Annotated in this window: 17 protein-coding genes; 5 read left to right on the forward strand and 12 right to left on the reverse strand. The window is 68.0% G+C overall.

Going from position 1 to position 12,246, the window contains the following annotated elements:
• Positions 1-8: 8 nt before the first annotated feature.
• Positions 9-1,274, reverse strand: a complete 1,266-nt coding sequence (locus tag G3I17_RS21355; RefSeq protein WP_164598988.1) for a toxic anion resistance protein — start codon at positions 1,272-1,274, stop codon at positions 9-11.
• A 263-nt stretch (positions 1,275-1,537) separates the two neighbouring features.
• Here G3I17_RS21355 and G3I17_RS21360 point away from each other — a divergent pair, with 263 nt between their 5' ends.
• A complete protein-coding gene (locus G3I17_RS21360; RefSeq protein ID WP_164598990.1) occupies positions 1,538-3,394 on the forward strand; it encodes a hypothetical protein in 1,857 nt (618 codons plus the stop codon).
• Here the strand turns inward: G3I17_RS21360 and G3I17_RS21365 are convergent.
• The gene (locus tag G3I17_RS21365) at positions 3,391-3,849 is read right to left on the reverse strand and encodes a dihydrofolate reductase (protein WP_164598992.1); all 459 of its coding nucleotides are present in this window, start codon (positions 3,847-3,849) and stop codon (positions 3,391-3,393) included. The two genes, G3I17_RS21360 and G3I17_RS21365, sit on opposite strands and share 4 nt — an antisense overlap.
• Complete coding sequence (locus G3I17_RS21370; protein ID WP_164598994.1) at positions 3,846-4,637, reverse strand: thymidylate synthase; 792 nt, start codon at positions 4,635-4,637, stop codon at positions 3,846-3,848. Before G3I17_RS21370 ends, G3I17_RS21365 begins: the two co-directional genes overlap by 4 nt.
• Before the next feature lie 49 nt (positions 4,638-4,686).
• On the opposite strand from G3I17_RS21370, the gene G3I17_RS21375 reads away from it, so the two are divergent.
• Both G3I17_RS21375 and G3I17_RS21380 read left to right on the forward strand, forming a co-directional pair.
• Entirely contained in the window at positions 4,687-5,343 is a 657-nt protein-coding gene (locus tag G3I17_RS21375; protein WP_164598996.1) for a peptidyl-tRNA hydrolase, read from the forward strand.
• Positions 5,344-5,426: 83 nt separating this feature from the next.
• A complete protein-coding gene (locus tag G3I17_RS21380) occupies positions 5,427-5,765 on the forward strand; it encodes a hypothetical protein (RefSeq protein ID WP_164598998.1) in 339 nt (112 codons plus the stop codon).
• 148 nt (positions 5,766-5,913) lie between these two features.
• Here G3I17_RS21380 and G3I17_RS40925 read toward each other — a convergent pair whose 3' ends face one another.
• The 3 genes from G3I17_RS40925 to G3I17_RS21395 all read right to left on the reverse strand — a co-directional run bounded on the left by G3I17_RS40925 (position 5,914) and on the right by G3I17_RS21395 (position 7,148).
• Complete coding sequence (locus tag G3I17_RS40925; RefSeq protein ID WP_343238369.1) at positions 5,914-6,210, reverse strand: dihydrofolate reductase family protein; 297 nt, start codon at positions 6,208-6,210, stop codon at positions 5,914-5,916.
• A gap of 117 nt (positions 6,211-6,327) precedes the next feature.
• Positions 6,328-6,813, reverse strand: a complete 486-nt coding sequence (locus tag G3I17_RS21390; protein ID WP_164599000.1) for an SRPBCC family protein — start codon at positions 6,811-6,813, stop codon at positions 6,328-6,330.
• Positions 6,810-7,148 carry a metalloregulator ArsR/SmtB family transcription factor gene (locus tag G3I17_RS21395; RefSeq protein ID WP_239062741.1) on the reverse strand — a complete coding sequence of 113 codons (339 nt, stop codon included), beginning with the start codon at positions 7,146-7,148 and terminating at the stop codon, positions 6,810-6,812. The genes G3I17_RS21390 and G3I17_RS21395 overlap by 4 nt, the downstream gene beginning before the upstream one ends.
• A gap of 125 nt (positions 7,149-7,273) precedes the next feature.
• On the opposite strand from G3I17_RS21395, the gene G3I17_RS21400 reads away from it, so the two are divergent.
• Both G3I17_RS21400 and G3I17_RS21405 read left to right on the forward strand, forming a co-directional pair.
• Complete coding sequence (locus G3I17_RS21400) at positions 7,274-7,498, forward strand: hypothetical protein (RefSeq protein WP_164599002.1); 225 nt, start codon at positions 7,274-7,276, stop codon at positions 7,496-7,498.
• Positions 7,498-7,989: a Clp protease N-terminal domain-containing protein gene (locus tag G3I17_RS21405; RefSeq protein WP_164599004.1), complete on the forward strand. Its 492-nt coding sequence runs from the start codon at positions 7,498-7,500 to the stop codon at positions 7,987-7,989. Before G3I17_RS21400 ends, G3I17_RS21405 begins: the two co-directional genes overlap by 1 nt.
• Here the strand turns inward: G3I17_RS21405 and G3I17_RS21410 are convergent.
• From G3I17_RS21410 to G3I17_RS21435, 6 genes are all read right to left on the reverse strand, one after another.
• On the reverse strand, positions 7,986-9,503 hold the full coding sequence (locus G3I17_RS21410; protein ID WP_164599006.1) for a multicopper oxidase domain-containing protein: 1,518 nt from the start codon (positions 9,501-9,503) through the stop codon (positions 7,986-7,988). The genes G3I17_RS21405 and G3I17_RS21410 overlap by 4 nt on opposite strands.
• Positions 9,500-9,922 (reverse strand): hypothetical protein, encoded by a 423-nt coding sequence (locus tag G3I17_RS21415; protein ID WP_164599008.1) that lies wholly within the window; start codon positions 9,920-9,922, stop codon positions 9,500-9,502. Before G3I17_RS21415 ends, G3I17_RS21410 begins: the two co-directional genes overlap by 4 nt.
• The gene (locus tag G3I17_RS21420) at positions 9,919-10,317 is read right to left on the reverse strand and encodes a hypothetical protein (protein WP_164599010.1); all 399 of its coding nucleotides are present in this window, start codon (positions 10,315-10,317) and stop codon (positions 9,919-9,921) included. The genes G3I17_RS21415 and G3I17_RS21420 overlap by 4 nt, the downstream gene beginning before the upstream one ends.
• 138 nt (positions 10,318-10,455) lie before the next feature.
• Positions 10,456-10,800: a hypothetical protein gene (locus G3I17_RS21425; protein ID WP_164599012.1), complete on the reverse strand. Its 345-nt coding sequence runs from the start codon at positions 10,798-10,800 to the stop codon at positions 10,456-10,458.
• Positions 10,801-10,885: 85 nt separating this feature from the next.
• A complete protein-coding gene (locus tag G3I17_RS21430) occupies positions 10,886-11,110 on the reverse strand; it encodes a hypothetical protein (RefSeq protein WP_164599014.1) in 225 nt (74 codons plus the stop codon).
• A 76-nt stretch (positions 11,111-11,186) separates the two neighbouring features.
• Positions 11,187-12,227, reverse strand: coding sequence for a LacI family DNA-binding transcriptional regulator (locus tag G3I17_RS21435; RefSeq protein ID WP_164599016.1), 1,041 nt, complete (start codon positions 12,225-12,227; stop codon positions 11,187-11,189).
• Between the last annotated feature and the right edge of the window lie 19 nt (positions 12,228-12,246).

Raw genomic sequence — 12,246 nt, forward strand, 5'->3', positions numbered from 1 at the left:
GGAACAGCTCAGCGGCCGAGGTCCAGCGTTCCCGAGACCACGCGCTGGTCCTGCTTGGCGACCCGGTCCAGGTAGCTGCGGGACTTGGTCACCTCGCCCTCCAGCGTGCCGATGGTGGCGGCCATGTTGTCCAGCGCCTCCGTCTTGAAGGTGTCGATCGCGTCCATCGTGGCGTAGATGTTCGCGAACGCGGCCTGCAGCTGCGGCAGCCCGATGGTCGCCGACGCGGCCTGCTGCTGGATCGCGACCGAGTTGTCCCGCAGCATCTGCGAGGTGCGCTCGATCATCCCGCTGGTGGTCGTGTTCAGCGCGGTGATCTGGTCGAGCACGAGCTTCTGGTTGCCGAGCGCCTGCGCGACGATGACGGCGGTCCGGAGCGCGGAGACCGTCGTGGTGGAGGCGCGGTCGACCCCCTTGATCAGCTCGATGTTGTTCTTGATCACGATGTCGATGGCCAGGTAGTTCTGGATCGACACGGCCAGCTGGACGAGCAGGTCCTGGTGCTTCTGCCGGACGTAGAACAAGACGTCCTCGCGCAGCGCGCGGGCCTTGTCCGGGTCGGTCGCGTCCAGCTCGCTGATCGTCGCCGACAGCCGCGCGTCGAGCCGCTCGGCGACGTACACGTACTGGTTCAGCCGGCCCATCGCGTCCCAGAGCTGCTGCTTCTCCAGGTTCAGCGCGGCGTTGTCCTTGCCGAGCTCGTCCTGGCCGTTGCGCAGCGAGTGCAGGATGCCTTCGAGGTGGCTCTGCGCGCTCTGGTACTTGCGGAAGTAGTCCTCGATCTTGTCCCCGAACGGGATCATCCCGAGCAGCTTCTTCGGCCCGGTGGCTTCCTTCGGGTCCAGGTTCTCGACCGTACGCCGAAGCTCGAGCAGCGTCTTGCCGACCGTCGACCCCTCGGCCAGGCCGCCGCTGGTCAGCGCCTTGACCGGCGACTGCAGCAGCCGGTTGGAGCTCTCGGCGGCGTGCCGGATGTCGACGTCACCCATGCTGCGGACGTCGCCGGCCTTCTGGGCGAACTCCGGCGACCGCGGCGCGGCCGTCATCAGCGAGGTCAGGAACGAGTCGACCTTGGAGTCCAGCGCGGGCAGCGCCGCCGGGTCGACGGCCGGGGCCATGCTCGGTGCGGCCGTCGCGGCCACGGGCTGGGTCGGCGCCGGGGCGGTCAAGATCAACCCGGGCGCGGTGGCGGTCGGCGGCTGCAGCGGCGACGGCGCAGCCTGGGCTGCCCCTGGTGCTGGCGCGGCGCCCTGTGTGTTGTCAGCTTCGGTCATCGTCGTTCCCCTCCGGTGGCCTACCGCGAGCATCCGCGCCCGCGTCCCCTGTCACACACTCCGTGACGCGCACACAATCTAACCGGTTCCCAGTGCAATCGGGTGACCTGTTGCCCACTCGTTGCGGGGGCCCCTTTGAGGCTCCCTGTGAGGCTCCCTGCCGGGCACTGGCTGCCAGGCGGCGGATACGATCCGTGGTCACCAGCCATTGCCAGGCCCGCCCCCCGGCACCCAGAATCGATGACTGACCGAGGGGGGCCTCGATGCAACGGTTTCAGCGTGGAGTGAGCGGCCGACGTCTGCTCGCACTCGTAGTGGTGGGGATAGCGCTCGCGGTGACGGTGACCGCGACCGGGGAGAGAGCGGTGCAGGCCACCGCTGACCCCGGATACGACTGGGAGGGCGGGAGCCTCCAGGGCTGGAGCACCGACTGGGGAGACGGGGCTCCGATGAGCTCCACTTCGCAGGTACACAGTGGAGACCGATCGCTCGCGCTGCCGGTAGAGGGAAAGCAGTACCCCGGCTTCAGATCACCTGCGAAGCCGACCGGGCTCGGCGTGGGGTCCGTGGTGACCTTTCACGTCTATGCGCCCAGGAACGCCTGGCTGCTGCAGGTGCAGCCGTATGTCACCGACGACGTGTTCGTCGAGCGCTTCGGGGCGAAGACCTACCTCAGGCCGGGGGAGTGGAACACGGTCATCTGGACCGTCCCGTCCGCGCCGGACCTGCACCACCTCGGCCTGGAGGTCATCAGCCAAGGCTGGGACGGCCGGGTCTACCTGGACGACGTGAGCTGGACCGCGGCCACCCAATTGCCGCCGGTGGCGACGACAGGGCCGGCGCGCGAAGTACGCAGTACGACGGTTGTCGCCACTGGCACCGTGGATCCGCGAGGGCTGGCGACCACCTGCCACTTCGACTACGGCCTGACCAAGCGGTACTCCGCTGTTACGCCCGACGTCGCGGCCACGGCTGAGGTGTCGGCCCCGCTGACCGGGCTCAAGGCGGGTACGGCGTATCACTACCGGCTCAGCTGCCAGAACTCCGGTGGCCGCGTGACCGGCAACGATGTCACCTTCACCACCGCAGCTCAGGCGACTGACCCGCGCGGTCCGCTCTTCGCGGCGCAGAACCTGGTCTACGGCTCGCACATCGGCGCCTGGGAGCTGGACGGCGGCGCTGCGATCAGCAACCCGGTCGCCGCTGCCAACGTGACCGCAGCCAAGATCCGGGTGATCAAATGGCAGATGTGGAAGCCGCCGTGCGAGCTGCGGCCGACCGACTGCCAGACCGAGGCGCAGTTCAACGCCGCCATCGACGGGATCCGCAGCCTCGGCGCCGAGCCGCTCGTCGGTCTGCCACCGATCTGGGACCAGCAGTGCACGGGGGCGCCCGACGCCTGGTCGCGAGCGTGGCAGGACTGGATCATCCGGACGGCCGGCAACCGGGTGCGGCTCTACGAGCTGGGCAACGAGCCCGACCACTACTGCGGGATGACCGGCCAGCGGTACTACGACGAGCTCTGGGTGCACGCGCCCACGCTGAAGGCCTACGCCCGCACACTGGGCCATGAGATCTTCATCGGCGGACCGGGCTGGTCCAGCAGCGAGGCGAGCAGCCTGGCCGAGCTGAAGGTCTGGCTGGGCCTGGCGAAGGCCGGCTACCTGGCCCACGCCCAGAACCGCGACTGGCTGCCCGACTTCATCTCCACGCACACCTACCTGATCACGCCGACGGAGAACGACACCCAGGCCCACGCCCAGGCGCGAATCGATGCCTGGGGCACCTTCTACGCCGACCTCCAGGCCTATGTGGACGCCACGTTCGCCGGCCTGACCGACCAGGGCTACCCGATCGCCGACCAGCTGAAGCTGGCCGACTCCGAGTGGAACGACACGATCGAACTCAGCTGGCCCGGCAACGAGAACCAGGCCTGGACCGACTTCTACGTGCCGGCCATGTTCACCATGCTGCGCGGCCACGACATCTGGCTCGCCAACCAGTCCACCATCGCCTCCCATACCGGCCAGGCGCTGGACCTGCTGAAAATCGACGGCACCCCGAAGCCGCTCTACAACTCCTACCGGGCAGTCAGTACAACGGACCCTCGCAACAACTAACGGACGTAGGTGACGAAGGCGAAACCGTCGTGCTGGGTGCGGGCGGTTTCGCTCCACTCGGCGCGGTCGAAGGCCGGGAAGGTGACGTCGCCGTCGGGGGACTGGTCGACCTCGGTGAGTTCGAGGCGGTCGGCGTGGGGGAGGGCCTGGCGGTAGATCTCGCCGCCGCCGGCCACGTACAGGTCGTTGCCTTCAGCAAGTTTTAGGGCGGTGTCGAGGTCGTGGGTCACCTCGACGCCGTCGGCCGACCAGTCGAGCTGCCGGGTGACGACGACCGTACGCCGCCCTGGCAACGGGCGGCCGATGGAGTCGTAGGTCTTGCGGCCCATCACCAGCGTGTGGCCGAGGGTGAGCGCCTTGAAGTGCTGCAGATCCTCGCGGATCCGCCAGGGCAGGTCGTTGTCCCGCCCGATCACCCCGTTGGCACCGACAGCGGCGATCAGGATGACGGTCATACCGCGATCGGCGCCTTGATCCCCGGGTGCGGGTCGTAGCCGTCCAGTACTACGTCCGCGATCTCGTAGGAGTCGATCGAGTCGCGCTTGGCCAGCTGCAGGGTCGGCAGCGGTCGCGGCTCGCGGGTGAGCTGGAGCTTGGCCTGGTCGAGGTGGTTCAGGTAGAGGTGGGCGTCGCCGAGCGTGTGCACGAAGTCGCCGACCTCGAGGCCGGTCTGCTGCGCGACCATGTGAGTCAGCAGCGCATAGGAGGCGATGTTGAACGGCACGCCCAGGAAGATGTCGGCCGAGCGCTGGTACAGCTGGCAGGACAGTTTTCCGTCGGCGACGTAGAACTGGAACATCGTGTGGCAAGGCGGTAGCGCCATCCCGTCGACGTCGGCGACGTTCCAGGCGTTGACGATGTGCCGGCGGGAGTTCGGGTTGGTCTTGATCGACTCGATCACGGCGGCGATCTGGTCGATCTGCCGGCCGTCCGGGGTCGGCCAGGAGCGCCACTGGTAGCCGTAGACCGGGCCGAGCTCACCGTTGGCGTCGGCCCACTCGTCCCAGATCTTGATGTTGTTCTCGTGCAGCCACTTCACGTTGGTCGAGCCGCTCAGGAACCAGATCAGCTCGCCGACGACGGAGCGCAGGTGCAGCTTCTTCGTCGTGACGGCGGGGAAACCGGCGGTCAGGTCATAGCGGGACTGGTGGCCGAAAACGCTCAGAGTCCCGGTGCCGGTCCGGTCCCCCTTCTCGACGCCGTGGGTGAGTACGTGGTCGAGAAGATCCAAATACTGCCGCATACGGCCAAACTAACAGGCCGGATTCCGGGCGGGCTGGCAGACTCGGCGGGTGAGTTCTGACGAGTATGTGCTGACCCTGGTGCTGCGGGTGGAGAAGGCGGAGCGGCCGGGGCAGACCGATGCGCTGGAGACCGGGGCGCGGGCGGTGCTGGCGATCCTGGCCGATGAGCGGTCGGCCGGTGAGGGGGAGTGGGCCGCGGCGATGCGCGGGTGGCAGGACGCGCGGATCCGGAAGGTGGTTCGCCGGGCGCGTGGTGCCGAGTGGCGACGGGCTGAGGCGCTGCCGGGGATCACCGTGACCGGGTCGGCTGCGGTGGTACGGGTGTTTCCGCCGGTGCTGCTGGACGAGGTGCCCAAGGACCTGGCGAAGCTGCAGGTGACCGGGACCGATCTGGAGGATCCGGAGGAGTTGCCGGCGCTCGAGGCCGGGGTGCCGGTGCTGTGGGTGAATCCGGGGCTGACGATGTCGACCGGCAAGACGATGGCGCAGGTCGGGCACGGGGTACACCTGGCGTGGTTCGAGTTGTCGGAGGCCGATCGGAAGGCGTGGCGAGCCGACGACTTCCGGCTCGCTGTTCGCACGGCCACGCCGGCCCGGTGGAAGGAGCTGATGGCGAGCGGGCTGCCCGTAGTACAGGACGCTGGTTTCACCGAGATCGACCCTGGCAGCTACACCGTGATCGCCGATCATCCGGCGCTGCGGTAGCACGACTCTGGGTTCACGGGCGGTCACTCAGAGCCTCGTCTAACTGTTCGTGCGGGCCTGCCCGGGTGACTAGCTTTTCCGGTATGAGCAAACGAATCAGCGGGATCGCAGGAGCCATGGCAGCCTCAGCACTGCTGCTGACCGGTTTGTCCACCCAGGCAGCCTCTGCCAGCCCGGCCACCGTCCAGGCGTGCGCCCCGGGTCGTGTCTGCGGCTACAACCAGGGCAACCTCGTCTACGACCGCTTGCCGGTGAACTCCGGCCAGTGCGAACGCACGAACAGTTCCGTCGACTATGTGGACAACGAGTCGCACCTGGACCAGCGAATCTGGTCCGGCACCAACTGCACCGGCCGCAACACAGTGATCCGCTCCGGCGGCCAGGGCGGCGTCAACCTCTTCTGGAGCGTCGGCGGCCTCTGACAGCTCTGCAGGGCGCCGGTACCTGCGCTACCGGATGCGGTAGTGCAGGTGGGTGACCCGGTCGCCTTCGACCACGCGAGGGTTCTCGAAGAGTTGCTGTCGGCGATGAAGCCATCCAGCGAGACAACTGCCGAAGCGATGACTCTGCTCATTTCACGACCCGGTAGGTGAGGTGCTGGGCCGCCGGCGTGTTGACCGCTTCGGTCAGTTGGAGGTCGATCCGAGGTGAGGCGCCGGCCGGGAACAACCTGGTACCAGAGCCCAGTACTACGGGCGCCACGTGCAACCGGATGACATCGGCCAGCCCCGTCGTCAGGAACTCCTGGCAGGTCTCGCCGCCACCCATCACCACGACGTCCTTGCCGTTAGCAACTTCTTGGGCCTGTCGTACTGCGCTCGCCGGCCCGTCGGTGACGAAGCGGAAGCGGTCGCCGAGCCGTGTCACCCTCGATCGTCCAGCTGTGCAGCACTTCGCCGCCCACACCGAGGCCGTGCTCCAGGTCGACGTCGGGCCCGGTCACGTAGCCGTCCAGCGACATCGAGATGTCCACGACGACGGCGCTCATGACTCTTCTTCTTTCGCGAGTAGTTCGGCGAGGCGGTCCATCGACTCGTTGATGCCGTACTCCATCCCGCTCTCGACCGCGGCGTCGCGCGACTCGACGGACGGGAAGACGGAGTGGGTGTGCAGGCGGACGCCGGTGTCGGTCTTCTCGTAGCTCGCCCGCTCGAGGCAGACCTCGCCGGGCGCACCCTCGAACTCGAAGGTCTGGATCACCAGGGTGTCGGTGTCGACGGTGTGGAAGACGCCGCGGAAGACGTACTCCTCGCCGTCGGCGCTCTTGTGGGTGTAGCGGTAGCTGCCACCCGGGCGGACGTCGTACTCGTGGATCGTCATCGTCAGGTCGCGCGGGCCGAGCCACTGGGGGACGAACTCGGGGTCGGTCTGGACCCGGAACAACTGTGCCGGGGTGGCGTCGAACTCGCGGGTCACCGAGATGTACGGCGTACCGGCGGGGGCGCTGATGGTGGTGGGGTTGGTGTTCATCGGTCTTGCTCCTTCACGGTTTCGAGGACGGAGTCGATCCGGCGGAACCTGGCCTCGGCGGCCAGTCGGTAGCCGTCGATCCAGCTGGTCAGGCTCTCCAGGGCGGACGGGTCGAGATGGCACGGCCGGCGCTGGCCGTCGCGGCTGCGGGTGATCAGGCCGGCGGCCTCGAGCACCTGGATGTGTCGCGAGATCGCCTGCTTGGTGATGCCGAACGGCTCGGCGAGCTCGTTGACCGTCGCCTCACCCCGCGACAACCGCGCGATCAGCGCCCGGCGGACCGGATCCCCGAGTGCGGCGAACGCCCGGTCCAGCGCCTCATCGTCCATCGCCATCTTTATCAACCATTCCGTTGATCAACTGATGTGTTGACTATAAACAGAGTCTCGGCGACAGGTCAAGAGCTAAGGTTTAGCAACCTAGGTTGACATCGACTGATTGTCAACCTAAGTTGCTAAGCATGGAGAAGCTGGTGGAGATGGACGATCCCGGTGCCGGGCTGGCGTCGGTCGTCGCGTTGCGGCGGCTGGCGGACCGGATCGAGGACAGCCAGGTGGAGCAGGCGATGCGGGCGGGCTGGAGCTGGTCCGACGTCGCCGAGGTGCTGGGGATCACCCGGCAGGCCGTGCACAAGAAACACGCCAAGCGGCTGATCGCCGCGGGCGTCGCCCTGAGGAGGCGTTGATGACGACGAAGGTGAACGATGTCCGGGACGTACTGATCCGCGGCGCCCGCGCCGAGGCCGTCGAGGACGGCTCGGCCACGATCGAGGCCGAGCACGTACTGCTCGCCCTGACCGAACTATCCGGTACGACGACCGCCCGCCTGCTCGCCGAGGCCGGCCTGACCCACGAGACGACCCGGGCCGCCCTCGACCGCGAATGGGAGCAAAGCCTCTCGGTGGCCGGCGTCGCCGTAGCGATCGCCGAGTTGCCCAAGGCAACACCCGACCGCAGCAGAAGCCCCCAGATCGGCGAGGCCACGAAGCTCCTGCTCAAACGCGCTATGGCCACCGCCAGCGCGACGGGAGGCGGCCGAATCGGCGCCGCCCACCTACTGGTCGGCGCCCTCGACACGAACCTGGGCCGCATACCCCGAGCTCTGGACCTGGCCGGCATCGACCGCAAAGCCCTCCGCACCCAGGCTTATGAGGCAGCCACCCGCCGAGACCACTAGACGGTTTCGAAGGCGGCCATCATGGCCATGTCCTCGTGTTCGAGGTTGTGGCAGTGGATCAGGTATTTGCCCTTGTGGGTGGTGAATTTAACCAGGACGTCGACGACCTCGGCGGGACGGATATCGACGGTGTCCTTCCAACCCGCGTCGTAGGGGCCTGGCTCGGCTCCGCCTCTTCGCAGTACCTGGAAGGGGGCGAGGTGGACGTGCACGGGGTGGTGGACGTCGGTGACGAAGGACCAGATCTCGTACTGGCCGAGCTTGACCGACGCTTGCATGTGCTCGGGATCGAAGGGTCTGCCGTTGATCGTCCAGCCCTGGTGGCCGTTCGCGGTGCCTCGGCGGAAGCGCCACTGGCGGTGCGTCAGGCCGGACGGTTCCGGGACGGCGGCGTACGACGAAAGCTTGGCGGGCACAAAGCTGTCGTCACTGGCTTTGCGGGCGACCTTGAATCGCATCACCTGCCCGGCTCGCCCGCTGTCGAGCTTGTTGAGCAAAGTGACCTCAGCACCAGGCTGGTACTGCGAGAAGTCCACCACCACGTCGAATCGCTCAGCCGGAGCGACAACCAGCGTCTGGTGCTCCACGGGTGCGCCCAGTAGCCCACCATCGCTACCGATCTGGATGAACTTCGCCGGACCGGGATCCAGGGCCAACTCGAAGCGGCGCGCATTCGAAGCGTTGAGAATGCGAAACCGGTAGCGCGCGGCATCCACCTCGAGGACCGGCCAAGGAACCCCATTGACGAGAACGACGTCGCCGATCACCCCTTCCATGTACTTCGTCTCGACGCCTGGCCCGTCCTTCGCCGCCGGGTAGAGAAAGGACCCATCGGCCGCGAACGCGCGATCCGCCAGCACCAACGGGATCTCCCGATCGCCACCAGGTAAGGGAAGCGCGTCCTCCTCGGCATCGCGGATCACGTGCAGACCGAACAGCCCGCGATAGACCTGCGGAGCCGTGTAGTCCATCCGATGGTCGTGGTACCAGAGCGTGGCGGCCCGCTGGGTGTTCGGATAGCTGTACGTCCGGCTGCCCGTCTTCACGTCGCCACCGGCCATCCCGCTGTGCCCGGTATGGCCGTGGTGCTCGCCATTGGGCATCAGCAGGTCAAGCGGCCAGCCGTCGCTCGTGGCCGGCGTGTGCCCACCGTGGAGATGCACGACCGTCGGTACGTCGAGCTGGTTGACCTGCTCGATCACGGTCGTCCGGCCGCTCCGTACATCGAATGTCGGGCCAGGTAGCAGCCCGTCGTACCCGAGCACTTCAGTCTTCAAGCCGGGCAGGATCTCCAGCGAAGCCTTCTGCTGTACGACGCGGTAGTAGTCGACCCCTGCTTGCGTGCGAAGTGGCTTCTTCACTGGCGGGATCGGCAGCGGGACCCGGAAGGCTTCGGGGAGCGGCGCCTTGCTGGTCAACAGTTCGGCGGTTTGACCGGGGGAGGCGTCGAGACCGCAGCCGGTCAGGGTGAGGGCGCCGGCGGCACCCAGGAATCCACGGCGGGACAGCTTCATTTCTTGGCCTCCTGGCGAGCGCTGGAGCGGAACGACCAGACCGTCATCCAGAGCACGGTGATCACGATGGCGGTGCCGAGCGGTACGTGGACGGCGAAGTTCTGGGCGTAGCCGAAGACGACCTGGGTGAGCTCGGCGACGATCAGCCCGACCGTGGCGAGGGCGGGCCACAGTCGCCCGCCGCCCGGCCAGCGGTACAGCACGGCCGCGACGAGTTGGAGCATCGCGATCAGGAACAACGACGACCCGATCGGTCCATGCCACGCCATCGCGTCGACCTCACCGGACAGGAAGTAGCCGGCCAGGATCGGCTGCGCCACGACGAGGGCGGTATGGAGCAGGAGCAGGATGCGAAGCAGCGCCAAGGTCGCCCGTGGCCGCCGATGGGTGCGCCGCTCAGGCTTGAGCTGAAGTGTCATGCGAGCACCTCGGCAGCGCGCTTCCTCGTACGGCGAACGCGCGCGGCCGGGCGGAACGTCCAGACGGCGAGGGCGCAGGCGATCGCCACGATCGTGATCCCGAGCGGGATGTGTAGGGCGAGTTGGCGGTTGTAGCCCATCGCGATCTGGAAACTCTCGGCGGCGAGCAGCAACAGCGCCACCAGGACGGCCCGAGCGCGACCGCCGGCACGCCAGTAGATCGTCGCCACCAGTACGAGGCCGAGACAGACGAAGGCGAGGCCGAGCCCGAGCGGCTCGTGCAGCCGCATCGCGCTGCCCGACCCGTTCAGGTAGACACCCGCGAGCACGGGTTGCAGGCAGACCGCGACGGCGTGCAGCACCGCGACCAGGCGAAGGCTCACCAAGGACTTCATGGCGACCAGATTAGTAGGGTGTCTACATGTAGCGCGACCAGTTAAAACCCTGAATCGCCCCGGGGAGCCATTCAGGGTGGTGTGAGGCGCAATGGCCCGCCTGCGGTGGAGCGAGCGCGGTGGATCAGGTGAGGTGGATCAGGTGAGGTGGCCGAGCGGTGAGACGGAGATGCCGGCTCGCTCGCAGACCCACTGAGGGTCGGGGCCGAGCTCGGGCTCGATTCGGAGCTCGTGGTCGTGGAGGTCGTCGCAGGCTGTGCAGCGCGGCCAGCGGACGCCGGAGTCGGACAGCCGGTCCTGGACGTCCTGGGCGACCAGGCCGGCGATGTGTTCGGCGCCGTCCGGCCATTGGTCCAGCCACCACTGCCGGCCGGCGACGGCGTCCTCCAGTAGGGACACCATCACGGCGTCGTCGAATCCCCGCACGGCCAGGTCGTGGAGCACCTGTGCACGGGCCGTCAGCAACACGCCTGGTTCGTTCATCGCCCTTCAGAGTGCCAGACAGAACCGACAAAACCCCAAGCCGATCGACTTGGGGTCTTGCCGCCTTGGGAGAGGCGTGTGCGGATCAACCCGCCAACGGCTCGCAGCGCGGGGCTGGGTCGAGGCGATCGGCGAGCTTGAGCTCGCGCTCGGCGGTGGTCCGCAGTACGGCGGAGAGCCTGGCGCGGACCGCGAAACTGCGCCGCGGTGCCGGCTCGTAGTACTCCTCCTGAGGAGCGTTGGGAAGTGCGGACTGGGCGAGGGACCTCGCGTTCTCCACTGCGGTGTTGCCGGCGATGAAGTAAGTCATGGTCGTGCTCCCTTCCGAAGGGCGTGGTGATCAGAACCCATGGCCGGGGTGGCCATCGGCAGCTGGGGTGGGTGATTCAGTTGCGGGGTGCCGGACCGCTGCTGGCGCGGACGACCAGCTCGGTCGGCATCGTGAGTTGCCGCTGGGTCTGACTCGGGTCGAGCAGCAGTCGCCCGACCGCGCGACCCTTGTCCTTGATGGGCTGCCGGACCGTGGTCAGCCCGGCCGTCCCGGCGGCGGGGATGTCGTCGAACCCGGTCACGGCCAGGTCCCGGCCGGGGACCAGCCCGCGGATCCTCATCGCCTCCATCGCGCCGAGCGCCTGGACATCGCTCAGCCCGACGATCGCTGTCGGCCGGTCCTGCGAGTCGAGCACCCAGCCGGCCGCGGCCAGCCCGGAGTCGAAGGCGTTGTGGCCGCCCGAGACGATCCTGATCCGGGCATCGGGCATCGCCTTGCGCAGGCCCTGGATCCGCAGCTCGCAGTCGGCGTACCCGACCTCGTCGAGCAGCAGCTCGACCGGCCGGCTGCCGGCCGCCTCGGTGTTGTCGACCAGTACTACGAGGTCGCGGTGCCCGAGCCGGGCCAGGTGCTCGCCCAGTGCCGCGCCGCTGGCCGACTCGTCGATCGCGACCCACGAGTCGGTCGGGTGGTCGCCCATGTCGGTGGACACCACCGGGATGCCCCGGTTCTTCAGCACGTCCAAGGCCGGGTGGCCGGGGGCGACGCAGAAGATCGCGGCCGCATCCATCGACGCCTGCTGGACCGCGTTCGTACCGCCCTGGATGTCGGTCGAGCTGAGCGGCACCAGCAGCAGGCTGGTGGCGAACTCCTCGGCGACCTCGGCCAGCCCGGCCAGGAAGCCGACGGCGTACGGGTCGGAGAAGGCGTAGGCGAGCTTGTCGGTGAACAGCACGCCGACCGCGCCGGCCTTGCCGCTGCGCAGGGCGCGGGCGGAGGCGTCGGGGCCGGAGTAGCCGAGCTCTTGGGCCTTGGCCAGGATCCGCTCGCGGACGGCGGCGGAGAGCTGGTCGGGCTTGTTGTAGGCGTTGGAGACGGTCGACGGCGAGACCCCGGCGGCCTGCGCGATGGTCTTGATGGTGACCCTCGGTGTCATCGTCCTGCCTCCTTGTCCG

This window comes from Streptomyces sp. SID13031, from assembly GCF_010548305.1.
Classification (GTDB): domain Bacteria; phylum Actinomycetota; class Actinomycetes; order Propionibacteriales; family Kribbellaceae; genus Kribbella.

Coding starts and splice junctions, on each gene's coding strand:
- G3I17_RS21395 (WP_239062741.1), bottom strand. CDS start 7,148: ATGGCGATGGACGATGAGGCGCTGGACCGGGCGTTCGCCGCACTCGGG.
- G3I17_RS21415 (WP_164599008.1), bottom strand. CDS start 9,922: ATGACACTTCAGCTCAAGCCTGAGCGGCGCACCCATCGGCGGCCACGG.
- G3I17_RS21420 (WP_164599010.1), bottom strand. CDS start 10,317: ATGAAGTCCTTGGTGAGCCTTCGCCTGGTCGCGGTGCTGCACGCCGTC.
- G3I17_RS21405 (WP_164599004.1), top strand. CDS start 7,498: ATGACGACGAAGGTGAACGATGTCCGGGACGTACTGATCCGCGGCGCC.
- G3I17_RS21365 (WP_164598992.1), bottom strand. CDS start 3,849: ATGACCGTCATCCTGATCGCCGCTGTCGGTGCCAACGGGGTGATCGGG.
- G3I17_RS21370 (WP_164598994.1), bottom strand. CDS start 4,637: ATGCGGCAGTATTTGGATCTTCTCGACCACGTACTCACCCACGGCGTC.
- G3I17_RS21355 (WP_164598988.1), bottom strand. CDS start 1,274: ATGACCGAAGCTGACAACACACAGGGCGCCGCGCCAGCACCAGGGGCA.
- G3I17_RS21390 (WP_164599000.1), bottom strand. CDS start 6,813: ATGAACACCAACCCCACCACCATCAGCGCCCCCGCCGGTACGCCGTAC.
- G3I17_RS21400 (WP_164599002.1), top strand. CDS start 7,274: ATGGAGAAGCTGGTGGAGATGGACGATCCCGGTGCCGGGCTGGCGTCG.
- G3I17_RS21425 (WP_164599012.1), bottom strand. CDS start 10,800: ATGAACGAACCAGGCGTGTTGCTGACGGCCCGTGCACAGGTGCTCCAC.
- G3I17_RS21435 (WP_164599016.1), bottom strand. CDS start 12,227: ATGACACCGAGGGTCACCATCAAGACCATCGCGCAGGCCGCCGGGGTC.
- G3I17_RS21430 (WP_164599014.1), bottom strand. CDS start 11,110: ATGACTTACTTCATCGCCGGCAACACCGCAGTGGAGAACGCGAGGTCC.
- G3I17_RS21410 (WP_164599006.1), bottom strand. CDS start 9,503: ATGAAGCTGTCCCGCCGTGGATTCCTGGGTGCCGCCGGCGCCCTCACC.
- G3I17_RS21360 (WP_164598990.1), top strand. CDS start 1,538: ATGCAACGGTTTCAGCGTGGAGTGAGCGGCCGACGTCTGCTCGCACTC.
- G3I17_RS21380 (WP_164598998.1), top strand. CDS start 5,427: ATGAGCAAACGAATCAGCGGGATCGCAGGAGCCATGGCAGCCTCAGCA.